The sequence below is a fragment of the Exiguobacterium sp. SH0S7 genome (assembly GCF_004337195.1).
GTDB classification, from domain to species: Bacteria; Bacillota; Bacilli; order Exiguobacteriales; family Exiguobacteriaceae; genus Exiguobacterium; species Exiguobacterium aurantiacum_A.
Genome location: NZ_SJVA01000002.1, coordinates 1 through 23,837 on the forward strand (window position 1 = coordinate 1; position 23,837 = coordinate 23,837).

The following is a 23,837-nucleotide window of genomic DNA, read 5'->3' on the forward strand; positions in this document are numbered from 1 at the left end:
TTGGCCGAAAAAGACCGTCTACATAGCATTTCTTCAATTTTATGCCGGGCAGAGCGCCTCGAGCTCGATGAACACAAAAAGAGACGAACCAAATCGCGATGGGCGATTTGGTTCGTCAACAGCCTGAAAGTAAAAAAGGTGCCGCGGCACCTTTTTTACTTATGTAACTGGCGCTCTGAACAATAATAAGCGATTTGTTTGATTGTCGCCTCGGATAGGAGCTCGAGTTTCGTCTTGGCGATGACTTTGTCGATTGCTTCGAACGAGTCTTCACAGTTCGCTTTAACACGTTCGACTTTAAGACGTGATGCTTCTGGAAAAATTAAAAATGACGTGACCGGTACGGCCTTGCCGCATTCTTTTTTTAATAGGCTCCGAACTTGTTTCGTCATCTGCTCGAGCCCTTCGACTGGATGCGGATAGATGTTTTTCCACCCGAGTGAAGTTTCTAACCGACACTCTCGGTTCGTCACATGGACGGCCGTCGTCGTCCGATTGATTTGGACTAAAAAGACGCCTTTCGGTCCGACGAGCACGTAGTCGAGCACGTTGTCACCGATTTCGACCCGTTCAATCATCATCCAATCGAAGCGACACGTGTGCCGAATGATTTCTACGATCTCATCCGTATACGATTTCGGCGGCAAGATGACCTCTTCTTTCGTTCGGAACAATCCTTTCGTCTGTCGTTTCACCGGCTCTTTCTTGACGGCCGTCAACACTTGTAACATCTATTCCACCTCCTCTCGTTATTCGCTAGGTCCGACTTGTTTTCCGAAGACGGCCTTTTCTAAGTTTGAAATCCGACGCAACATATCGTAGTTCGAGGCGACAGGTTGGGCCGGTTTCACCGGCTCGGTCGGTTCGCTTGAACCACGGCGCAACGATTCGTTCTCTTGTCGCAAACGTTCGATCTCTTTCGCCATCTTCTCATAGTCCCGGATGACGACGTCTAAAAATTGATCGACTTCTTCTTGCGAGTAGCCGCGGAGGGCCGTCTTGAATTCTTGTTTATAGATTGCTTCGGCTGTTAATTCGGTTTGCATAGTCTTCACTCCCACTGTTGTTCCCACTGTTTTTCTTCCTCGATCACACGCAGGTCGTCTTGTGTGATCATGAATAGTTCCATCTGGTGTTTTCGTTTAGCCCCTTCAACGAGGAAACGGGGGCTTCCTCCCGTCTCTTCGTCATACAACGTAATTAATCCTGCTGCCTTGTCTAAAAAGAACGCCGTTTTTGCGCGCAACTGACTCGGGTCTTCATAAGGACGTTGCGTGAGCGGTTCAAAAAAATCGGCTTCGAGCCGCAACTGGCTGAACAACTCTTGTTCATACGGCTTATACCGTTCTTCCATCTCTAAAAATGGCGGAAACACCGCGATTTTAATCGGATGTGTTTCTCTTAACTCTAACAATACTTGTCCTGCCCACAATTCACAACCGTTCGTTCCACTGAAGATGAACCATTCGGCCCCGAGTTCGATTGCTTCTGTGATCTTTCGGCGGTACGCTTCTTGGATGATCTCGATGCCGGGATGGTCGGCTTTGAAGATCCCAAGCTCATGGGGCCGATACCCGGTAATCGCAACAACTTTCATAACCTCTTCCTTTCTAACCGAGCTAGACGATGGTTGAGCGCGTGTTGCTGTTTTTGGACGGTCTGTTTCAAGACCGTCTTTTGCTGTTCCACGATCGCAATCGCCTGCTCGGTATATCGAATGGCTGACACGACATCTTTTTGCTGATGTTCTGCATACTTGGCTAGCTCGACCAACGCCTCGGTCGTCCCGACTTCTTTGAAAAGAGGAAGCGCTTCGACGATGCGGCCGGTCCGCTTTAACAGCAGCGCTTGACGCATTTTCGCTCGTTTTGTCGGTTGCTCGATCCGTTCATACTGTTTGAGTGCCTCATCCGTACTCCCTAGATCGTTCAACCAATGGGCCCGCTCTTCTCCAAACGTCGGCTCGTCTGCTTCGACGAGGTGACAGAGCCGCTTATAAAGCGACACGAGGCTCAAGCAATCGGCGTGATGGTGCTCGATGACCGGTTGTAAAATATCAGGGTCCCGCTCTTTGACGTATTGAAAGTAATGCATCGGGGCGAGAAAACCTGGCAGATCGTCCGTTCGGGCATGTCCAAAATGGGCCTCGACCGCTTTTAACGAGACCGACTCGAGTGTCGGCTTCAACAGACGCCTTGACGCATGCAACAGATCGACATGACCGACGGCGGGCAACGCCTTCACTTTCGTCCGGACGAACGTATGACGCGTCTTGATTTGCGGCCAATCGAACGATTTTCCATTGTACGTCACGAACCGGACCTCGTCGCCGATGTCATTGAGAAAGTGATAGTAGAACGCGGTCTCAAATGCCGGGTGCGGCAATACGTACTGAATCATCTCGAGATGGTCTGGCTTGAAGCGGGCGAACCCGATCAAAAAGATGGACGTCCCGGCACCACGGAGCCCGGTCGTCTCCGTATCCATGAACAACACTTGGTCATACGGCACGTCGACCGTGAAGAACGGATGGTCTGCCGTCCCGAGGGCACGTTTCGCCGCGTCGAACGTAAAGTCGTGATACGTCGCTTCAAGCGGATAAATCTCTTTCAAGCGCACGCACCACTCGCTTTCAAACGTCAAGATCTCGCCACCTCGCGCAATCCACTTGGCTTGCTCCGCGTCATCTGGTGTGACCGTCGCTTGTTTCGGTTCATTTGTTTTGATGAGTCGTGATAGCTTCGCTTTCATATCGTTCCTTTCAATGCGGTCAACTGATTAACAACTTGGTCTTTAAAGTCACCGTAGCCGATCATCCCGACGCAACGTGGGCATCCGCTCACACACGGACAATCCTCGACCGTGCGGATTGCTGCGTCTAAAATTTCAGCGGCGTCTCGGAAGAGCGCTTCGCTCAAGCCGATACCGCCCGGATAGCGGTCGTACAAGTAGACGGTCGGTTTATTCGTATGGGTCGCTTTCATTTGAATCGTCGTGAACAAGTCGAGCGTGTCGCACATCAAGTAGAGCGGGGCGAGCCGGCGTAACAAGTCGCTGACGGCCTCGAGCTGTTCTTCCATATCGGCTTCCGAGTAAGCGAACCGGTCATCGAGCGTGAACCACGTCGACGTCGTATGCAGCTCCCGTTCCGGCAAGTGAATCGGACCAGATCCGATATTCTCGTGCGTCCCGAACTTGATTTTCTTGAACAGCGTCGCCATCGCGATGACCGACACTTCACCGAACGTCTTGGCACCGCTCGTCTTGTTTTCTTCTAGCACTTTTAACTCCACGGCCAAGTTCGCATCTGTGTAGTAATCGACATCGACGCGCCGCACGTACGCTTTCTTCTCTTCAAAATCGAGTTTCTCGACTTGATATTGCTCGGCCCCATGCAAATAGATCGCCTCGTCGTGAAGCAGCGTCATCGCACTGAACGTGTCCATCTCGCCGATGACTTGATGTTTCGCCGTCTGGTCGACGATGACGACGTTCTCTTGATCGCTCGTCCGCAGCGAGATGTCGTGGGCCGGGAAGGCGTCCGTCATCCAATAGTATTTATTGGCACGCTCATGCAAGATTTGCGCGTCCGTCAAGAAATCAAGGATATCCTCGGTCTCGACCGTACCGAAGCGCTCCCCTTTTTGGAACGGGAGCTCGAAGGCGGCGCACTTCATATGATCGACTAAAATGATCAAGTTGTTCGGGTCAAGACGGGCCGCCTCAGGCGAACGCTCTAAAATCAGGTCTGGTTGCTCGACGACGAGTTGGTCGAGTGATGACGACGAGGCGACGAAGATGACGAGTGATTCCGACTGGCGACGGCCGGCTCTTCCTGCTTGCTGCCAGAGCGAGGCGACGGTGCCGGGATATCCGTTCAATACGCACGCCTCGAGTTGACCGATGTCAACACCGAGTTCGAGCGCGTTCGTCGAAACGACGGCTTTGATTTCACCGTTCCGGAGCCTGCGTTCAATCTCACGCCGCTCTGACGGAAGATAACCGCCCCGATAACCGACGATCGACTTCGGTCCGAGTTCACGTCTCGTCAATTCTTGCAAATACGTCAATAGCACCTCGACACGGACCCGTGACCGAGCGAAGACGATCGTTTGAATATCGGCTTCGACAAGTTTTGATGCGATCCGCTTCGTTTCGAGCGTGGCGCTCCGACGAATCCCGAGCGCTTCATTGACGACCGGAGGGTTATAGAAAATGAGGTGTTTTCTCCCTTGCGGAGCTCCATTATTGTTGACGAGCGTCACTTCTTCCTCGGTCAACAGCTCGGCCAGCTCGACCGGGTTCGCGATTGTCGCGGACGTCATGATCCATTTCGGATAACTTCCATAGTAAGCACAGATTCGTTTGAGCCGCCGAAAGACGTTGGCGACATGGCTCCCGAATACGCCGCGATACGTATGCAGTTCATCGACAACGATATATTCGAGGTTTTCAAACAACCGGATCCATTTCGTGTGATGCGGCAAGATCCCTGAGTGAAGCATATCCGGGTTCGTGATAACGATGTTGCCGGCGTCCCGTACTTTCGTCCGCGCTGCCGGCGACGTGTCCCCATCATACGTGAAGCATCGGAGGTCGCCTTCGAGCGCCTCGACCATCTCCATCAAATCGCTGTTCTGGTCTTGCGCGAGCGCTTTCGTCGGATACAGATAGAGGGCTCGTGCCGTCGGTTTCTCAATCATTCTAGACAGCACGGGCAAGTTATAGCAGAGCGTTTTACCAGAAGCTGTCGGCGTCACGATGACAGTCGAGTTCCCACGTGACGTCTGTTCGACCGCTTCGGCCTGATGCGTGTACAATTGCTCGATGCCGCGACTGTTTAACACCCGGACAAGATCGTCTGGGACGCTCGACGGGATGGCCGCGTATCTTGCAGGTTGTGCCTCGACCGTATGCCAGTGTGTGACATTGGCGGAAAAACTCGGGTCGGTCTTTAATGTCTTAATCATCTCTTCGACGGAACGTTTTTTCCGCATAGTGCTCACCAACTTATTTCATGATTTTGAAGGTGCAAGTCGCTCCACGATCGTCTTCACTTGACTGATTCGTTCGTCACGCAAGAGACGATGAACCGCAGGCAAGTGTAGCACCTCCATCGCTTTGAACGCCTCGGCGACATGCTCATTTTCTTCTTCAAGCCGCTCCATCGCATCATTGTATAACAGGTGCGTCGAACGGCCGAACAAGACGATGGTATGTAACTTCGTGCATTTCGAATGGACTGCTTGCAAATGTTTCGTGTAACGTTGCACCGCTTTATGATAATCCTCGTGCGTCGTCAGCGCTTGGCGCTTGCCGCGAAGAAGTTCTGGATAAAAAGATTCATCGCCGAGAAACATCGTCTCGACGCCGATCCGTTTCAAATAAGGATGGCCGATCGCCTCTGCCACGGCCGAATCATCGATCAATCGTCCGAACGGGATCGATTCTTCTAACAGAATGCGTCCCATCTTCAATCCATTGACGCCGTGAAGGGGTAGGCCAAGATCATCGTCTTGCAGTCGATCGATTACAAACAACACTTTCATCTTTCGCTTAAGAGAGAGTTGAACCATATGTCACCATCCTATTCGCTTTCTTTTCATTATAACAAACCACACAGAAAAACAGGGCGTTGATGTCGCCCTGTTTAAAGTAAGTCAATTCATTCGCGATTGTCATTTTCACGGTCTTGGTTTGATTCAGACGTGTCTGAGTTGGACTGTGATTCGAGCTCGGTCGAAGATTCTTCTTCAGCCGGAGGCGTCTCTTCTGTCGCCGGCTCTTCTGTCGTCTCTCCTTCACCGCCTTCATTGTTCCCATTTCCATTTTCGTTGTTACCATTACCGTTATTGTTGTCAGTCTCATTCGGTGGCGTTTCTTCAGCCGGCTCTTCTTCCGGCGGCGCTTCCTCGGTTGGTGGTTCTTCTGTTACCGGTTCTTCTTCAGCCGGTTCCTGACTGCGTTCGACCGTGTATTGCGTTTGGGCCGGACTCGACTGTTGCTCCCCTACGAGCTGGTTCGAAGCAGTCGCGACGATCGTGAACGTCGTCGTCCCGTTCTGGAGGCCCGAAATAGGAATGCTCGTGTCTTCCGTCGTTCCGACGACACGTTCGCTGCCGTCCGGACGTTTCTCCGTCACGGTGAACGAGAGACCTTGATAGCCGTCCGCTTCGACTGCTTCTCGATTATATGACCACGTCAACGTCCCGCTGTCAGCCGGAATATCGTAATTGATTGACGCGCCGGTCGGTGCCGGAAGATTTTTAGGTTCTAAGTCTTTTGGCTTCGTCCCTTTGACGTACAGTTCGTTACCGAGCGACAAGACAGAATCCGGTTGCTGGAAGCGGTCTGGGCTTCCCGTCGCATTCGTCACTTCTTGCATCATATACTCGAAGTAGTACTGAGCGTGGTCCTCAGCAAGCGCATTATCGCCAGCCCCACTTGCTTTTCCGGTCCAGACAGAAATCGAGTAGTCGGTCGTATAACCCGTGAACCACTTGTCGTTCTCATTACCTTTATCATCGTTCGTCGTCCCGGTCTTACCGGCGACGTCCCACGGGAACGCACCTGGCTTGTAAGTCCCGTTCGAACCACTGACGACGTCACGAAGCATGTCGGTCAACATATACGCCGTATAGTCTTCCATCGCTTGCTTCGCTTTAATAGGTGAGTTGATCGTCGATCCGTCGTTGAACTCAATCTTTTGAATTAAGTGCGGCTTCGTGTACATCCCGTTCGCACCAAGCGTCGCATAGGCGGCCGCCATTTGCGTCGTGCTCGCTTCTGCTACACCGAGACTGTTCGCGGGCACCATCTCGTCACCCGCACGCGCCGGCTCGATGCCGACGTTCTCGACGAACGATTCGATCGCCTCAGGACCGAACTCGTCCTGTACTTCATAGAAAGCGCGGACGGCTGGCGTGTTGCCGGAAATCGTCAAATAGTAACGCATCGTGTTGGCGCCGCGATAGTCTCTGTAATAGTTCTCTGGATTGAATTCGCCTTCATCAAACGGCGCATCCATCAAGATCTTCCCGGTCGACCATTGCGCGTTCTCGATCCCTGGACCGTAATCGAAGAACGGTTTCGCCGTCGAACCGATTTGGCGTTTCTCCCGCGAATAGTCGCGGTAGTTCTTGTCGCCTTGTTCCGCCTGTTGGCTATCGATGACGGCGATGATCTCACCCGTCTTCGTGTTCAACACGGTCGCTCCCATGCGGAGATCTTCCGGGAACTCACCGTTTGGAATGTTCACGTTATCTGTCTTAATATCTTTATTGAATTTCGCGTGCAGTTCTTTATTGATAGACGTATATACTTTCAAACCCGTCCCGTAAATATCAGACTGCTCTAAGCCGTAGTCTTCTTCGAGCTCTGCTTGGACACGAGCGTAAATCGAACGGGTGTACGACTCTTCTTCTGTCTGCGCACCCGGCGAGATGACGTCGGCAATCTCGACGTCGAGCGCCTCGTTATACTGTTGTTCTGTGATATGACCGTCCCGCTTCATTGCCGACAGCACTTGTTCTTGACGGTAACGCGTGAGTTCTTGGTCGCCAGCGATCGGATCATAAGCGCTCGGTCGTTGCGGGAGTCCCGCTAAGATAGCCGCTTCTTGATAGTTCACTTCTGACACCGGCTTATTGAAGTACGTCTTCGAGGCCGCTTGCACACCCCACGCCCCTGAACCATAGTAGTTCTTGTTCAAGTACATCTCGAGAATCTGTTCTTTCGTGTACTCGCGCTCGAGTTTCACGGCGAGCCACTGCTCTTGTAATTTACGTTTTAATTTCTTGTCGGTCGACAAGAACGACTGTTTGACGAGCTGTTGCGTGATTGTAGAACCACCTTCAGACCCGAAACCGTCGGTCACGTTCGCGAGCACGGCACCGCCGATGCGGCGCAAGTCGATCCCGTTATGCTCATAGAAGCGACGGTCCTCGATCGAGATGACCGCTTGCTGCATCACTTCTGAAATATCATCGATTGACACGTACTCACGGATCTGACCGCTTTCTTCAAGCGGTTCACCTTCAGCCGACAGTAGCTGAATCGGATACGTATCGACTAATTTCTCCTCATCGAGCGGCGGTGCGGTCGCAATCGCGTAGGCTGTATAAGCTCCTCCGACGACCACTCCGACGATCAACAACAATCCTATAATAAGTAGGATGCGTCTCCACATCGGTTTCTTTGTTTGTTGTTTTGGTTTTTTCGTTTGTTGCTTTGGCTTTTTCGTCGTATCTTGTCGACGCGCCATCCGACTTCGTTCCATTCACACTTCACTCCTTCTATTCAATCGAGCCACGCTTCAATCGCCGTCAAATAATCGATGGCTGGAAGGGCTCGTGTTGGAACTTCGATTGCCTCTTGTTCAATGTATGCGAGTGGGATCGACTTTCGTCCCGTCTCCCGCTGTTCCCACCAGTGTAATAATTGCTCCGTTGATAACACATATTGCGTATTATAGCGGCTAAACCGGATGATGACAAAACAAATCCCTCCGTGGCGCTCACACTCGCGCATGTGATTGATTTGATGGTCATGAAAGTTTCCGAGCGGGAACGACGTTTTATTGTTCGTCTCTTTCGCTTCAAAATCAATGTATTTCCCGCGATAGACCCCGTTGTAGTCGGTCGTCGAAGCTTGCTTAAAATACGCCTCGGTCACTTTGGCCGCGCTCCGTTTCGGGTAATCGACTTTGACAATTTGGAGCGGGGTCGGTTTTTTATGGATGACCGCTTTTCCATGGAGTCGATAAAACTCGTTCGTATCGTTCAGAAGCGTCTCTAAATTCATGCCTCGATTCGCATACGTTGGCGGACTGGACTTTGCCGGCATCTCGGCCGCTCTCGGTTTCTTCCCGTTTGGATAATGAAACAATGTCGTCACCCCTAATTACTAGTTTAACAGGTTGATCCACTCGTTCCTTCCGTCTGAAGTCTGATTGTCGAGTTATGTCGCTCGACTCCTCCGTGGATTTTCCGCAATCCATATCGTACCAAACTCCCGTATGTTAAACTAGTGTGTAGTGCATTGTGTATTCAAATTGACACGACCTTGTTACGATGTCACTGAATACTTTTCTACAATAAGTCCTCTACTTATTAACCGAAATGTGAACAGGCTAAACGCTGATTGACGAGACTTTAAAAAAGTAAGCGATCGAGAGCGTTTCGCGAGGACTGGAAATAAACTAGGCGGCTTGGAATCCACATCCCTAAGCCCTGTTGGAGGAGTAAGATGGAGACACAAAAGAAGTATGTCATGTTCGTCGATGAGACAGGTACACCAAAAGGCAACACCCAGTTCAACTTGACCGGGGTATTGATGGAATACAAGTATGCGATTGACGCCGATGAGGCCGGAATGCCGTGCGAATTGAAGCGACGCTTACAAGCGTTCAAACGAGATGTCTTCAAAACGGAAAATATCCCACTGCATTTAAAAGAAATTTTAAAGGCCGAGCATCCATATGGAAAAGACGATGGGATCACAATCGATATGCTCCGTGATTTTTGGAACAAACTCCCAGACTTCTTGCGCGATATCAATTGCACGATCGTCAGTGTCGAGGTCGATAAACAGAAGCTTCACGATTTCTACTCGACACCGAAAGACCCTTATGTCGTCGCTTTCGCCCATTTGATGAAATCGTTTTATGCATTTTTGGAAGAGACGGAAGCTGTCAGCGCCCGTGTCGTCCTCGAGTCGCGCGACGATTATCAGAACCTGCTCATTCAAAAAGCATTTTTCGATATCTTCAATTCCGGGACGGTCCATCTCGACGTCGAGAAGAGCCGACAAAAAATCAAAGGGTTCATCTTCTCAGAGAAACAAAGCACGATCTATCAATCTGGTCTTGAAATCGCTGACCTCGTCTGCCTGCCGCTCTCGCGCGTGCGCCGCGGCGTGATCGAAGTGAAACCACGGTTCGTCCATTATGGGGATGAAAACCGAATCTTCAAAGCCATCAAGGACAAGATTTACATTCGTAAAGACAGTCCAGACCAAGATTTCCGCAACTGGGGCTTCAAAAAAGTCCCGATCACGAAAAAACGTCGCGAATGGAGCGACCATCCCTGGAACCATTAAAAATCGCCTCGTAGACGTCTACGAGGCGATTTTTTTATGAATTCGTCGCTTGTTGCGACTTCATTCGCTTCTTGCCTTCGCGGCACATATGCAAGAGCGGACACGTCTCACAGCCGGGCCGTTGTGCCTTACAGTGATACCGTCCGAAAAAGATGAACTGGTGGTGGAGCTGCGACCATTCTTCACGGGGAAACTTCTTCATGAGCGTGTCTTCGACTTGACGGACGTTGTCTTTCCAACGGCAGATGCCGAGCCGTTTGGACACACGCTCGACGTGGGTATCGACCGCGAATGCCGGTTCATGAAAGGCGACCGACAACACGACGTTCGCCGTCTTGCGCCCGACTCCAGGCAGCGCCTCGAGTGATTCCCGGTCGTCCGGGACGATCCCTCCGTGCAGATCAAGAATTCGCATCGACAGCGCTTTGACGTTTTTGGCCTTGTTTCGAAACAGACCGATTCGTTTAATGAGCGACTCGATTTCCGCTACGTCAGCCGCAGCCATCGCCTCGACCGTCGGGAACGCCTCGAACAGTCCAGGCGTCACTTGGTTGACGAGCGCGTCCGTCGCCTGCGCGGACAGCGCCACGGCGACGACGAGTTCGAACGGGTTGCGGTGGGTCAGCTCACAATGGGCGTCCGGGAACATTTGCCGCATCGTCTCCGAGATTTCGTTCAATTGAGCTCTCGTCAACATCACTTTTTCCTCCGTTGATACTCGACCAAGTCTTCAAGTGACTCGACTTTATGGTCTTGCCAGACGCTCAAGATTTTATCCATGTACTTGAAGTTGCGGACGTTACGCAGTTTCGCCTCGCGGAGCGCGGCCAAGATGAGTTCTTCGCTGAAACCGTCTTCGGTCAACCAGCCGACGATTTGCTCGATCTCAAACGGCGTGATCGTCCCAAACTCCCGCTCGAACGTATGGATGAGGTTCTCGTTTAGCGACTGCGTATTTTTTTCAGGGGCGCCGTCTTCTTCGAGTGCTTGGAAAAGAGGGAGCAGACTGTAACGCTCCACTTCCGCCGACGCATCGATGGCGACGAGCTCTTTTTGCAGCAGCCCGAGCAGAACAGAGCGTGCCTCGCTCTCGGGAACGTTCATCCGGTCGCCGAGCTCGCTCGGAAGCGGCATCTCGATGCCTTCTCCCGTCAACTCCAACAAGTGGACGACGAGACAAAACTCGACCGGGTTGAGATTGAGACGACGTGCATCGGTGAACAGTTTCCTCGGAACGACGACCGGACTTTGTTCAAACAGCTTGATCAGATTATGTGCATCCATGTCGCACATCCTTTCTAGACAAATCAATCGGGGAAGACAATTAGTCATCCCCGATTGGCGATTATGGGTGAATTCGGTTCAATAGACGTGGGAACGGAATCGCTTCACGGATGTGTTCGATTCCGCTGATCCAAGCGACGGTCCGCTCAAGGCCGAGCCCGAAGCCCGAGTGTGGGACCGAGCCGTACTTACGCAACTCAAGATACCAGTCATACGCATCGGTCTCATCCAGTCCTTCTTTGACAATCTCTTCTTTCAAACGGTCGTAGTCGTCTTCACGCTGCGAACCGCCGATGATCTCGCCATAACCTTCAGGTGCGATCAAATCGGCACAAAGGACGAGTTCAGGGTTCTCTGGGTCGACTTTCATGTAGAACGGCTTGATTTCTTTCGGCCAATGGGTGATGAACACCGGCAAATCATGCGCGTTGGCGATCGCCGTCTCGTGCGGCGCCCCGAAGTCATCCCCGTACTCGATGTCATCGAAGCCTTCTTCTTTCAAGAACTTGATCGCGTCCGTATAACGAATACGTGGGAACGGCGCTTGAACTTTTTCAAGTTTCTCCAAGTCGCGACCGAGCAACTCAAGCTCGTTCCGGCAATGGTCAAGCGCTGACTTCGCGATGTACGACACGTAACGCTCTTGCAGATCAAGACTCATATCATGGTCGAAGAATGCCATCTCCGGCTCGATCATCCAAAACTCGATCAAGTGGCGACGTGTCTTCGATTTTTCAGCGCGGAACGTCGGACCGAACGAGAACACTTTTCCGAGCGCCATCGCTGCGGCTTCCATATATAACTGACCTGTTTGCGACAAGTAGGCCGGCTGACCGAAGTAGTCCGTCTCGAACAACTCCGTCGTCCCTTCCGGTGCGCTCGACGTGATGATCGGCGGATCGATCTTGACGAATCCTTCTTGGTTATAGAACTCGTATGTTGCCCGGATCAATTCGTTCCGGACTTTCATGATCGCGTGCTGGCGACGCGACCGGAGCCAAAGGTGACGGTTGTCCATCAAGAACTCCGTCCCGTGTTCTTTCGGTGTGATCGGATAGTCGATCGATTCCGAGATGACTTCCATCGCTGTCACTTCAAGTTCGAAGCCGAGCGGCGTCCGGCCGCCGTCCGATTTGACGTTACCCGTCACCCAGACTGACGTCTCTTGCGTCACGCCTTTTGCGAGGGCGAACAGTTCTTCCGCAACTTCTGCTTTGACGACGACGGCTTGGGCGAACCCGCTCCCGTCCCGGAGTTGAAGGAAGGCGATTTTACCACTCGAACGTTTGTTGGCGATCCAGGCACCGACCCGGACCGATTGTCCTTCATAATCTTTAAATTGGCTAATTGAAATAGTTGTCATGTTCATATCCATCCTTTCGCTTATCGAGCGCTACTCTTGATAAAGTTTTCCACTCGATCGAGCGCTTCTAGTACTCGCTTCAATTCTGTTGCATAAGACAAGCGGACGTAATCATCCTGCCCAAAGCCCGATCCCGGCACGAGCGCGACGAATGCTTCACCGAGCACTGCTTCGCACCATGCGTCGACCGAGTCGTAGCCGCTCATCGATGCGGCTTGTTTGGCGTTGGCGTATAAGTAGAATGCTCCTTGCGGTTTTAGGCACGTGATGCCTGGTATGTTGATCAATCGCTCATAGACGATCTCGAGGCGCTCTTCAAATGAGACCCGCATCATCTCGACGTCATCTTGCGAGCCGTTGTACGCCTCGACGGCCGCCGCTTGGGCGATTGACGTCGGATTCGACGTCGAGTGCGATGCGAGGTTCGTCATCGCTTCGATGATCGTCTTGTCTCCGATCGCGTACCCGATGCGCCACCCAGTCATCGCATGTGACTTCGAAACCCCGTTGATGATGATCGTCCGCTCACGCATGTCAGGAAGCGTGGCGATCGAGACGAACTCGCTATCGCCATAGACGAGCTTCTCATAGATCTCGTCACTGACGACGAGCAGGTCGTGCCGTTTGACGACCTCGGCGAGCGCGACCAATTCTGACTCCGTATAGATCATACCGGTCGGGTTGGACGGGCTGTTCAAGATGACCGCTTTCGTCCGGTCTGTGATGGCGGCTTCAAGTGACTCTGGAGTCAGTTTGAACGTCGTCGCCTCTGTCGTCTCCACATAGACCGGGACACCGTCGGCAAGTTTCACTTGTTCCGGATAACTCACCCAATACGGGACCGGGATGATGACTTCATCACCTTCGTCGAGAATCGCTTGGAACAAGGCGTATAACGCATGTTTCGCCCCTGAGGCGACCATGACCTCGTTACGCTCGAACGTGAGGTCGCTGTCGCGTTTCGTCTTCTCGATGATGGCATCTTTTAAAGCGACCGTTCCGCCTGAAGGCGTATACTTCGTATCGCCGTCACGTGCAGCCTTGCATGCGGCCTCAATAATTCGTTCAGGCGTATTGAAGTCCGGCTCACCGGCCCCGAGCCCGATGACGTCTTGTCCCGAGGCTTTCAGCGCTTTTGCTTTCGCCGTGATCGCGAGCGTCGTTGAAGGTGTTAACTGTTTTACACGTCTTGCCAATAGATGTTCCATCGATATCCTCCTCTAATCTCGTTCAGTTCGAATCCGCCAGTTGGACCCGTCTTATAAAGTCTCCGGTTTGAAGCGTGTAATAGGAATACGTATACGTCGCCCCTGATTTCGTCACGACTTCGATGAGCGCACGCTCATCGAACCCGTACTTACAACTGACGAGCGTACCACCGGTCTCCTCGAGCGAATCGGCACAGACTTGATCTAAGTCGACCGACGCGATCTCACGTGTCTCGATCGGTTGCTTGCTGTCGACCGGCACGAACAGGACACGGTCCGTCTCCTCGAAGACGACGTACGGTTCCGTCCCGTTAAAGAGCTCAGCCCGTTCGATCTGGACCGTCGGCTGTTCGGCCTCAAGACGATCGCGCGCTTCCGCGATCATGTTTTGTTTTGTCCGTTCCGTATGACCGACCGTGAACCAATAAATCCCACTAAACACGATGACGACACCGATGAGTGCCGTCATAAGAGCAATCACTACTTTTGTCTTCCGCGTCATTCTGTCCGATAGATGGTGAACACCATCTCTTCTTTCTTCGGATCATTCACTTTTTTCTCTAGTGCAAGACCGAACATCAAATCTTGACTCTTCAGTGTACGATTCAATAGGTCGACGATTTTGTACACGTCTGCCGTCGGCTCGATCCGAACGGTCGCGAGCGTCTCAATATTCGAATTCATGTTTACTCCTCCTTCAAAACACTATACCCATCATTATAAAGCGATAATTTCACGCTGCCTAGCGTTATCTCTGATTTCCTAGAGTCGTCTCTTCTTTCTCATCTAAAAACAGTTCGAGCTCGGCCAGTGACGTCTCAAGCGATCCTTCGATCCGGTCGACGGCCGGGAGACTATTGAGAAACTGTTTCCCGTAACGCGTCGTCTCGACGCGGCGGTCGAAGACGAAGATGGCGCCGTAATCCTCTTTCGAGCGAATGAGGCGACCGACGCCTTGTTTAAAGCGGATGACCGCTTGCGGAAGTGACAGTTCGAAAAACGACGACTTCCCGGTCGCTTCAATTTTTTCAGACCGCGCCTGAATGACCGGTTGGTCGGGCGGGGCGAACGGGAGACGCACGATGACGAGGCAGGTGAGCGCTTCTCCCGGGATATCGACCCCTTCCCAAAAGCTGGCCGTCCCGAACAAAATCGACTGATCGATTCGTTTGAACTGCTTCGTCAAACGGCTGCGCGAGCCGCCGCTGACGCCTTGGGCAAGCAACGTATACGCGTCGTCTAGCTGATGTCTCACCGCCTCGTGCGTCAAACGTAACAGTTCGTTCGACGTGAACAAGACGAGCATGCGTCCTTTCGTCACGTTAGCAATCCGGGCAATCGAAGCGGCGATTTGATCGACAAAATGCGGTAACGGCACTTCGTTGATCAACGGGATGTCTGACGGGACGAACAATTTCGCCTGTTTCTTGAAGTCAAACGGCGAAGCGAGGACGACCCGTCTCACATCCTGACCGTCGAGACCGAGCCTGCGCTCGATAAAACCGAAGCGACCGGACACGGTCATCGTCGCCGACGTCAAAATCGTCGGCCGTTTCGCAAACAAGCGCTCATGGAGCAACGGTCCGATTTCGACCGGTTGCGTATAGACCGAGGTCAATTTGCGGTTGGCCAAATTCAACTCGACCCAACTGACAGCGTCGTCGTCGCGGGTGAGCATCGTTTCATACAGCACGCTCTCAATCTCCCGCACGTCCCCGATGAACGCCTTCAAGTCACCGATCACGGCGCGTTGCTTGAACGTCATATGCTCTTTATGCTCATCGAGAAGACGAAGCATCTGCCGGAGCGACATCCGAAGCGTCCGTAAACGGTTCTCAAGCCGCTTCGCCACTTCACGGATCGGTCGGAACACGTCACCTTCCCGTTCGAAGCGAACGGTTTGCCGTTGATCTTTTTTCTTGCCGAGCGACTGGAGTGCCGTCAACAGGTCGTCTAGTTCGACATCGACTTGGGCTAACGCCTGGTCGGTCTCTTTACTGAACGCTTCCGTCTCTTCGGACACGGACGTCAAGTCGGCAAGTTGCAGCAGCCGGGAGTGGAACTTCCCGTCGGCCCCGTAGCCGAACCATTTGAATAAGCGATCGAACTGGATCGCGTCGAACGTGACACCGAAATGATGTGAGGCGACCTCTTCGACTTGATGCGCCTCGTCCAAGATGAGCGGCGTGTCGGTCGGAAGAATCCCGGCCTGATGCTGCAAATCCGAGAAGAGCAACGCGTGATTCGTGACGATGATGTCCGCCTCTTTCGAACGCAGGACGGCCCGCGTGAAGAAGTCACGGCTATACCAAGGATCGAAGCGGCCGAAATCCGTTGCCGCGTCGGCTTGAATGAGCCGTTTGAACGAAGCCGGTCCTTGTGTCGCCGCTCCAGGGAGTGACAACTCTTCCAAGTCCCCTGTCTCCGTCTCGGTCAACCAGACGAGCACCATCGCCTTACACATCGCCGAGAGCATCCCGTCATTCGTCTCCTCGAGCACCATCTCAAACTTCCGAAGATCGATATAGTTGCGTCTTCCTTTCAAAAGCGTGAACTCGATTTCCGGGAAGATGGCTTTTAAGATCGGCAAGTCCCGGTTGAGCAGCTGTTCTTGTAATTGGATCGTATGCGTGCTGACGACGACCGGGCGTTTCGTCTCAAGGGCGTGATGCGCGCTTGGGATCAAGTAGGCTAACGTCTTGCCTGTGCCGGTCCCGGCCTCGATGAGAAGCGTCGCCTCATCGTCGAGCGCTTTATAGACGTGCCGCATCATCTCGAATTGACTTTGTCTCGGTTCGAATTGGTCGAACAGTGACGGAAGCGTCTCTTCGATCGTCCGATGAAGGAACGGTTCGAACGGTTCGCGCTCGACCGCCGGCTCAAACGAATCAGTCAGGCGACGGAGTGCGATTTTCCGGTGGATATCGTACGTCGTCTCGTCATCTGGACGAATACCGATCTCGACGATGAGATCATCGAGCAATGGCTCGATGTTGCTCGTCCACGACTCGGACAGACGGCGCAACTGTTTTAGCGTCACGACCGGTAGCGTCCGCAGACGATTGAGTTGTTGAATAAACAACTCCGCGGTCGCCTCGGCGTCGCTGAGGGCGCGGTGCGCGTCCGTGTGCACCAAGTCGAACGTGTCGGCGAGTGACTCGAGCGCGTGGCTTTCAAGTGTCGGATACAAGATGCGCGCGAGTTCGACCGTATCGATGGCCCGCCCTTGGAAAGGTAAATATCCTGCCAGTTCTAAACTCTCATTTAAAAAATTCAAATCAAACGAAACGTTGTGGGCAACGAACACTCGCCCATCTAACATCTTCCAAATATCAGGGATGACGTCTTCAAACGCCGGAGCGGACGCCACATCCTGATCTGTTATCGTCGTCAACTGCGTGATAAAAGGAGGGATTGGACGACTCGGTCGAATCAACGTACTGTAGCGCTCAATCACTTCACTACCTTTTACGACCACCGCCGCGAATTCAATCAGTTCATCGCCGGATTTGACGGAATGACCGGTCGTCTCTAAATCCACTATCACATAAGTGTCCATAACATCCATCCCATCTTCGGCACGCTCGTGCTTTCTGTCTCTTTCTGTCTGTCTCATCTTACCATAGAACGATGCACGAAAAAACGGGGTTGCCTCTAAGGGCATCCCCGCTCTGTTCATAGAATCGTATGTGCGATTTCTTCATACAATAGTTGATCGACTTCGTTGCGATCGTTCAACACCGCAACTTTCGGACGATGCGATCTCGCCTCTTCAGCCGTCATCTGACCGTAGGCCATGATGATGACGACATCGCCGACTTGGAAATGGCGGGCCGCTGCTCCGTTTAAGCAGATGACGCCTGAACCGCGCTCACCCTTGATGACGTATGTCTCAATGCGGGCGCCGTTATGGTTGTTCGTGATGTGGACGTGCTCATTTTCCATAATCCCGACCGCGTCCATCAAATCTTCATCGATCGTAATCGAGCCGACGTAGTGTAAGTTCGCCTCGGTCACGGTCGCCTTGTGTAGCTTGGCGTGCATAAATGTTCGAATCATTTGATTCACCCTCTCTTCCAAATCATATTATCAATCAAGCGGGCGCGTTCAAACTGCACCGCCACTGCAATCAACAGTTCTATCGATGAGTCTGTCACTTGCGAAAGCGTCGGATAGTCGACCAGTTCGACATAGTCGATCGTACTGTTCGGGATGGCCGACAGCCGTTCGACGAGCCGTTCTTGTACCGACGTGATCGCATCCCCTTCAGTCAACGCGTCACGCGCCTCGATGAGTGCTCGATTGATGTCGCTCGCGTCAATCCGTTCCGTTTCAGACAAGTAAACGTTACGCGACGACTTGGCGAGTCCCGAGTCCTCACGAATGATCGGACAGCGGATAATCTCGACCGGCACGAAATAGTCCCGGACGTATCCTTCGATCAGTGCGACTTGTTGGGCGTCCTTCAAGCCGAAGTAAGCACGCGTCGGCCGCACCAAGTTGAACAGTTTTGAGACGACCGTCAACACACCGTCAAAATGACCGGGCCGGCTGGCGCCGCATAGGACGTCGGCTCCGGTACGCACCGTCACGCGCGCCATATCGAGCGGATACATCGTCGCGGTATCTGGATAAAATAGTACGTCTACCCCCGCTTCTCGCGCCAACTGTTCGTCCCGTTCAAAATCTCTCGGATAACGATCGAGGTCTTCATTCGGCCCAAATTGGGTCGGATTGACGAAGATGCTCATGACGACGCGATCATTCTCGCGTTTGGCCGCCTCGACGAGACTCAAGTGTCCTTCATGCAGGTAACCCATCGTCGGCACAAAGCCGACGGTCAACCCGTCGGACAGAGTTTCACGTAACGACATCGGATCGGTGACGATCCTCATGCTTTGCCACCGTACAACGTGTCGAGCAGCGTCTCATCCATCGTGAACGTGTGGCGCTCGAGCGGGAACGAGCCGTCTTTCGTCGCTTGGACGTAAGAGCCGATCGCACTCGTCGCGACCGCGTTCACATCGGCGTACGCCTCGACAAATTTCGGGAGACGGTCGACGCCATACTTCAAGACGTCGTGATAGACGAGCACTTGGCCGTCGACGTCGGCACCGGCACCGATCCCGATGACCGGGATGTGAAGCGCTTCGGCGATTTTTTTAGCGAGTTGATGCGGGACACACTCGAGGACGAGCATTTTCGCCCCGACCCGTTCGGCCTCGAGGCTGTCGTTGATCAATTGCTCGGCATCTTCAAGCGACTTCCCTTGGACTTTATAGCCTTCGAGCACACCGACTGATTGTGGCGTGAGTCCGAGATGGGCGACACACGGCATGCCGACTTTCGTCAACCGTTCGATCGTCTCGAGCACTTCGCCCGCCCCTTCAAGTTTGATGGCGTCGGCGTGTCCGTCTTGGAACAATGTCGCCGCCGCTTGAAGCGTTCGGTCGAAATCACCGTGATACGTCGCGAACGGCATATCGACGACGACGAACGTGTCCTTCGCCCCGCGGCGCACCGCTTTGGCATGGTGGACCATATCATGAATCGTCACCGGGATCGTCGAGTCGTAACCGAGCACGACCATTCCTAGTGAGTCTCCGACGAGAATGATGTCCACTCCCGCCGCTTCGGCCAATTTCGCCGACGGATAATCGTAAGCGGTCAACATGACCAACTTCTCTTCTTGCTTCATTTTTTTCAATAATGAAGTCATCGTATGCATATGCTCTCCTCCTAAATGTGGAGACAGGAAAGGAAAAACGCCTTCTTACACGATTGGCAAGAAGGCGCACGAAAACGAACTCAAGGTTGAGTGTCCTTCTGTCCCTGTCAAAATGATCAAGGCAGACAATTAACTAAAACGACGGTCTGCAATTCCGGTACACTTCTTGCGATAGCGTCCGACACGTTCATTATAGACCACGAATACGTTTCCATCAATCATTCCAGACTGCGATTTCAGCGGAATAGATGGCTTCGATGGCACCATGACGCTCGAGCAGGAGCGCCCCCTGTTCTGAGATGCCGCGCATGATACCGCGTTTAGACTCCCCCGAGGCGGTCAACGTCACTTCTTCATTCAAATAAGCGGCGTGCTCTAGCCAGTTGTCGCGGACGGGGCCGAACCCGGATTCGAGCAACGCGTCATATTCGGTCTCGAGCTCGGCCAATAGATCGGCGAGCACTTCACTGCGTCGTAATGCGACGCCCGTCTCCAATTTGATCGACGTCGCCCGGTGAACCAAGTCAGTCGGGATCGACTCCGTATTGACGTTCAATCCGAAGCCGAGGATGACGGCTTGGATGCGGTCGCCTTCAGTTTGCATCTCGGTCAAAATCCCGCCGATCTTCTTCCCGTTCACGAGCAGGTCGTTCGGCCATTTGATAAATGCCGGGACGCCTTGTTGCCTTAGCGACCGGGCGAAAGCGCTCGCCGCCATGAGCGTCAGCTTCGACGCTTCCCGAATCGGCAGCGCCGGACGAAGGATGATACTAGCCGCGATATTGACGTGGCTCGGGTTGTGCCAACTGCGCCCAAGTTGGCCGCGCCCTGCCGTCTGTTCTTCGCTGATGACGAGCGTCCCTTCAAGCGCCCCTTTTTGGGCAAATTCGTGGGCGATGCGCTGCGTCGTGTCGACTTGGTCGTAGGCGTAGACGTGTTGCCCGAACCGGCCGTGCCGGAACGAGACGAACGCCGGTTCATCGAGCCGGTCCGTCCGTCCGAACAGTTGATACCCTTTACGCGGGATCGTTTCGATGTCGTAACCGTCTTGTTTTAACGTCTCGATGTGTTTCCAAATGGCGGTACGTGAAATATTTAATTGGCGGGCCAATTCCTGCCCGCTCCACACCGCCCCGTCTTGGAGCAAGTTTAAGACCTTTCCTCTCGTTGAAGCCACATGACCGCCTCCTCTCGTAACGTTTGTTCCTCGTTAGCTAACTCGCCGAGGACGACGCGCCGTTCGAGGTCGGCGAGCAAGTGCTTGATCCGTGCGCCGCTCGCCCCTACCTGTAGCGCATCGCGACCGTCGAACCGGAGCTCCCGCCGTGACTGGATCGGGAGCACACGTTTTAAGGCGTCGGACGATTCCGTGCTCCCGGTCATCCGCAAATACGTCTCGAGCGTCGCTTGATCCGTCTCATATACAGTGAGCGTATCGAGCCCGGAGTCGAACAGGTTGGCCAATACGCCCGCCTCCCGCTTCAAGGCGTTCGAACGCTTCCATGGCGAGAGCCAACGGATGTCTCCGGCGTGATAGACGAATAGCGCCCAGCCTCCGACCGCGTTGATCGGTGCCCGTCTGTCGGCGACGACACGATGGACGAGCTGTTTGGACACGTCAGGTAAGTACTGATGGATGCCGAGCTCGACAAGGTCGATCAGCGCCCGGCGGTAAGCAGGTCCCGTCATCAACTTCTCGAACTCGATGGCGATGCGTTCCATCGCGATGTCTTGCAATTTGTGGCCGAGCGTCCGCGCCGCGTTCCGCACATCATCAGCGAGCGTGAAGTCGAGCTGGGACATGAACCGAAACGCACGCATGATCCGGAGCGCGTCTTCGTTGAAGCGTTCATACGGGCTCCCGACGGTACGGATGATCCGCGCCTCGAGGTCAAGCCGGCCGCCGAACAAGTCGACGACGTTGCCGTCATGGAACGCCATCGCGTTCATCGTGAAGTCGCGGCGCAACATGTCCTCTTCGAGCGTGACGCCGAGCGAGACGTGGTCGGGGCGTCGCGAGTCCGAATACGTCCCTTCCGAACGGAACGTCGTCACCTCGAACGGATGATGATCGAGGATGACCGTGACCGTCCCGTGATCGATTCCGGTCGGGACCGATTTCGGGAACAGTTTCATGACGTCTTCCGGGAACAACGACGTCGCGATATCGATGTCATCAGGAAGCGTGCCGCGCACGTAGTCACGAACGGCACCGCCGACGATGTACGCCTCGCCCCCGTGGTCGTTGATTTTTTTTATGATTTGTTTCGCATACTCCCATTCTGTCATCGGCGCACCACCTGTTCGTATAGTCGTTCATATTGCGTGACGATGTCTTTAGACGCGAACTGTCTCGCTTTCATGAGCCCGCCGGCACGCAGTTTCGCATGGAGCGCATCGTCGAGCAAGATCGCTTCGAGCGCGGTCGTGGCCGCTGTGACGTCGCCGCGCGCGACGACAAAACCGTCCACTCCGTCCGTGATCACTTCCGGCAAGCCCCCGGCATCGCTGACGACCGATGGGACGCCTGTCGCTAACGCCTCGAGAGCGACGAGACCGAACGCCTCTTTGTCAGACAACAGAAGATGGACGTCGCTGATCGACAACAACGCCGCGACTTGTTCTTGTTTCCCGGCGAAGATGACACTGTCTTCGAGCGCCATCTCGCTCACTAGTCGACGCATCGCCCCCATGAGCGGTCCGTCACCGACGAGGAGCAACTTCTTGCCCGGGACGCTCATCCGCTGGAACGCCTCGAGCACGAGGTCGATCCGCTTCACTTGTCGGAAGTTCGAGATATGGATGACGACGCGGTCGGCTGCTGACAAGCCGTAACGTTCACGGAGCGACGGCTCGGCTTGCGGCTGATAAACCGATTCGTCGATAAAGTTATGAATGACATCGATCTCAAGGCCTGCATCGATCCGCTCAAGCGTCTCGCGCTTCAAACTGTCGGACACGGCCGTGATCGCGTCCGACTGGCGTAAACCGTACAGGATCGCCGGTTTCAACTCTTCATCTTCCCCGAGCACCGTAATATCGGTGCCGTGGAGCGTCGAGACGATCGGCGTCTTGCTCTCGGCCATCTCGCGTCCGAGCGCGGCACAAACCGCATGGGGCACCGCATAGTGCGCGTGGATGACGTCGAGGCCGAACGCACGGATGACGCTCGCGATCTTCGAGGCGAGCGTGATATCGTACGGCGGATAGCGGAACACCGAGTACTGGTTGATCTCGACTTGGTGGAACGTGATGTTCGGATGATACGCATTCAACCGGAACGGGATGCTCGACGTGATGAAATGGACGTCGTGCCCCCGGTCGGCGAGTTTCATCCCGAGCTCGGTCGCGAGGATGCCTGAACCTCCGACCGACGGATAACAGAGGACTCCGATACGTAGCTTCATGCGAGCTCACCCGCCTGCGTGACGACGTATGGTTTGACGGTCATGAGCCCTTCGGCGTAGTCCGTGCCGATCAAGCTACCGAAGTGACGGTCGCGCGCGACGACGCGGTCGACGTACGCATCGGTCAATGGTGTGTCGACGCCGTCAACTGGTGTGAATTGACTTGCGTATGACGTCAACGCGTCCACTTTTTTATCGAGCGTCGCCGTGATGTCGATGCAGACGTCCGGTCGCACGTGGGCGTTGATCATGTATTGATAGACGCTGTCCGGACGGTAAGCCGGGACGTCAGACATATATTTGCGAATCCCGGCGTTGAACAGCGCCTCTTCGACGAGACGGGCGCACGCCCCGTGGTCGGGATGGCGGTCGACGCCGTACGGATAGAGCAGATGCGTCGGTCGTTCGGTCCGGATCAAGCGGACGAGCGCTTCAATTTGGTCGGCTGTCCCGAGCAGGCCACGGTCAGGGAAACCAAGATTGATGCGACGGACGCCGAGAATTCTATCGGCTGTCGCCGCTTCCTGTGCCCGCGTAACGACATCGCCGTTCGACGACAGTTCGGCCCGCGTCAAATCGACGTACAGGACCGGGACGCGATCACCCGTCCACTGGGCCGTCATGCCGGCGATGCCGATTTCGATATCGTCCGGATGGGCCCCGATTGCTACTATTTTCATAAAAAATCACCTCTTCTGTGAAAAGTATATCGGACTCACTGGCGAATGTCATATGTTCAGGGTAGGCAA

The 23,837-nt window shown here is 53.8% G+C and carries 23 protein-coding genes; 1 reads left to right on the forward strand and 22 read right to left on the reverse strand.

All coding sequences use genetic code 11. The features are described from left to right. Positions 1-155 precede the first annotated feature (155 nt). The 8 genes from EVJ22_RS03705 to recU form a co-directional block, all read right to left on the reverse strand. Positions 156-731: a nuclease-related domain-containing protein gene (locus tag EVJ22_RS03705; protein ID WP_070327404.1), complete on the reverse strand. Its 576-nt coding sequence runs from the start codon at positions 729-731 to the stop codon at positions 156-158. An 18-nt stretch (positions 732-749) separates the two neighbouring features. Further along, positions 750-1,046, reverse strand: coding sequence for a cell division regulator GpsB (gene gpsB, locus EVJ22_RS03710; RefSeq protein ID WP_051121542.1), 297 nt, complete (start codon positions 1,044-1,046; stop codon positions 750-752). 5 nt (positions 1,047-1,051) lie between these two features. After that, entirely contained in the window at positions 1,052-1,597 is a 546-nt protein-coding gene (locus EVJ22_RS03715) for an SLOG family protein (RefSeq protein WP_016509942.1), read from the reverse strand. Then, the gene (locus EVJ22_RS03720) at positions 1,594-2,751 is read right to left on the reverse strand and encodes a ribonuclease H-like domain-containing protein (RefSeq protein WP_131443307.1); all 1,158 of its coding nucleotides are present in this window, start codon (positions 2,749-2,751) and stop codon (positions 1,594-1,596) included. Before EVJ22_RS03720 ends, EVJ22_RS03715 begins: the two co-directional genes overlap by 4 nt. Then, entirely contained in the window at positions 2,748-4,997 is a 2,250-nt protein-coding gene (locus EVJ22_RS03725) for a DEAD/DEAH box helicase (protein ID WP_131443309.1), read from the reverse strand. Before EVJ22_RS03725 ends, EVJ22_RS03720 begins: the two co-directional genes overlap by 4 nt. Positions 4,998-5,015: 18 nt before the next feature. Further along, positions 5,016-5,576: a hypothetical protein gene (locus EVJ22_RS03730; protein WP_233589592.1), complete on the reverse strand. Its 561-nt coding sequence runs from the start codon at positions 5,574-5,576 to the stop codon at positions 5,016-5,018. An 89-nt stretch (positions 5,577-5,665) separates the two neighbouring features. Further along, positions 5,666-8,278, reverse strand: a complete 2,613-nt coding sequence (locus tag EVJ22_RS03735) for a transglycosylase domain-containing protein (protein WP_131443311.1) — start codon at positions 8,276-8,278, stop codon at positions 5,666-5,668. Positions 8,279-8,298: 20 nt separating this feature from the next. Beyond that, the gene (gene recU, locus EVJ22_RS03740) at positions 8,299-8,895 is read right to left on the reverse strand and encodes a Holliday junction resolvase RecU (protein WP_083273961.1); all 597 of its coding nucleotides are present in this window, start codon (positions 8,893-8,895) and stop codon (positions 8,299-8,301) included. Positions 8,896-9,246: 351 nt separating this feature from the next. Here recU and EVJ22_RS03745 point away from each other — a divergent pair, with 351 nt between their 5' ends. Then, entirely contained in the window at positions 9,247-10,098 is an 852-nt protein-coding gene (locus EVJ22_RS03745) for a DUF3800 domain-containing protein (protein ID WP_083273962.1), read from the forward strand. A 34-nt stretch (positions 10,099-10,132) separates the two neighbouring features. Here the strand turns inward: EVJ22_RS03745 and nth are convergent, their stop codons facing one another. The 14 genes from nth to bshB1 all read right to left on the reverse strand — a co-directional run bounded on the left by nth (position 10,133) and on the right by bshB1 (position 23,768). Then, positions 10,133-10,795 (reverse strand): endonuclease III, encoded by a 663-nt coding sequence (gene nth, locus EVJ22_RS03750; RefSeq protein WP_071399673.1) that lies wholly within the window; start codon positions 10,793-10,795, stop codon positions 10,133-10,135. Further along, on the reverse strand, positions 10,795-11,382 hold the full coding sequence (locus tag EVJ22_RS03755) for a DnaD domain-containing protein (RefSeq protein ID WP_070327409.1): 588 nt from the start codon (positions 11,380-11,382) through the stop codon (positions 10,795-10,797). Before EVJ22_RS03755 ends, nth begins: the two co-directional genes overlap by 1 nt. A gap of 61 nt (positions 11,383-11,443) precedes the next feature. Next, a complete protein-coding gene (asnS, locus tag EVJ22_RS03760) occupies positions 11,444-12,745 on the reverse strand; it encodes an asparagine--tRNA ligase (RefSeq protein WP_070327410.1) in 1,302 nt (433 codons plus the stop codon). A gap of 20 nt (positions 12,746-12,765) precedes the next feature. Beyond that, positions 12,766-13,953 (reverse strand): pyridoxal phosphate-dependent aminotransferase, encoded by a 1,188-nt coding sequence (locus EVJ22_RS03765; RefSeq protein WP_131440157.1) that lies wholly within the window; start codon positions 13,951-13,953, stop codon positions 12,766-12,768. 22 nt (positions 13,954-13,975) lie between these two features. Then, complete coding sequence (locus tag EVJ22_RS03770) at positions 13,976-14,455, reverse strand: hypothetical protein (protein ID WP_131440158.1); 480 nt, start codon at positions 14,453-14,455, stop codon at positions 13,976-13,978. Beyond that, positions 14,452-14,637 (reverse strand): YpmA family protein, encoded by a 186-nt coding sequence (locus tag EVJ22_RS03775; protein WP_016509977.1) that lies wholly within the window; start codon positions 14,635-14,637, stop codon positions 14,452-14,454. Before EVJ22_RS03775 ends, EVJ22_RS03770 begins: the two co-directional genes overlap by 4 nt. Before the next feature lie 64 nt (positions 14,638-14,701). Beyond that, complete coding sequence (dinG, locus tag EVJ22_RS03780) at positions 14,702-17,512, reverse strand: ATP-dependent DNA helicase DinG (RefSeq protein ID WP_131443313.1); 2,811 nt, start codon at positions 17,510-17,512, stop codon at positions 14,702-14,704. A 116-nt stretch (positions 17,513-17,628) separates the two neighbouring features. Next, positions 17,629-18,012: an aspartate 1-decarboxylase gene (gene panD, locus EVJ22_RS03785; RefSeq protein ID WP_070327414.1), complete on the reverse strand. Its 384-nt coding sequence runs from the start codon at positions 18,010-18,012 to the stop codon at positions 17,629-17,631. A gap of 5 nt (positions 18,013-18,017) precedes the next feature. Beyond that, a complete protein-coding gene (gene panC / locus EVJ22_RS03790; protein ID WP_131443315.1) occupies positions 18,018-18,848 on the reverse strand; it encodes a pantoate--beta-alanine ligase in 831 nt (276 codons plus the stop codon). Next, positions 18,845-19,681, reverse strand: a complete 837-nt coding sequence (gene panB, locus EVJ22_RS03795) for a 3-methyl-2-oxobutanoate hydroxymethyltransferase (protein WP_070327416.1) — start codon at positions 19,679-19,681, stop codon at positions 18,845-18,847. Before panB ends, panC begins: the two co-directional genes overlap by 4 nt. Before the next feature lie 214 nt (positions 19,682-19,895). Continuing rightward, the gene (locus EVJ22_RS03800; RefSeq protein ID WP_131440168.1) at positions 19,896-20,858 is read right to left on the reverse strand and encodes a biotin--[acetyl-CoA-carboxylase] ligase; all 963 of its coding nucleotides are present in this window, start codon (positions 20,856-20,858) and stop codon (positions 19,896-19,898) included. Beyond that, positions 20,831-21,970 carry a CCA tRNA nucleotidyltransferase gene (locus EVJ22_RS03805; protein ID WP_131443317.1) on the reverse strand — a complete coding sequence of 380 codons (1,140 nt, stop codon included), beginning with the start codon at positions 21,968-21,970 and terminating at the stop codon, positions 20,831-20,833. Before EVJ22_RS03805 ends, EVJ22_RS03800 begins: the two co-directional genes overlap by 28 nt. Next, entirely contained in the window at positions 21,967-23,088 is a 1,122-nt protein-coding gene (gene bshA, locus EVJ22_RS03810; protein ID WP_131443319.1) for an N-acetyl-alpha-D-glucosaminyl L-malate synthase BshA, read from the reverse strand. The genes EVJ22_RS03805 and bshA overlap by 4 nt, the downstream gene beginning before the upstream one ends. Next, the gene (gene bshB1, locus EVJ22_RS03815; RefSeq protein ID WP_131443321.1) at positions 23,085-23,768 is read right to left on the reverse strand and encodes a bacillithiol biosynthesis deacetylase BshB1; all 684 of its coding nucleotides are present in this window, start codon (positions 23,766-23,768) and stop codon (positions 23,085-23,087) included. The genes bshA and bshB1 overlap by 4 nt, the downstream gene beginning before the upstream one ends. Positions 23,769-23,837 lie beyond the last annotated feature (69 nt).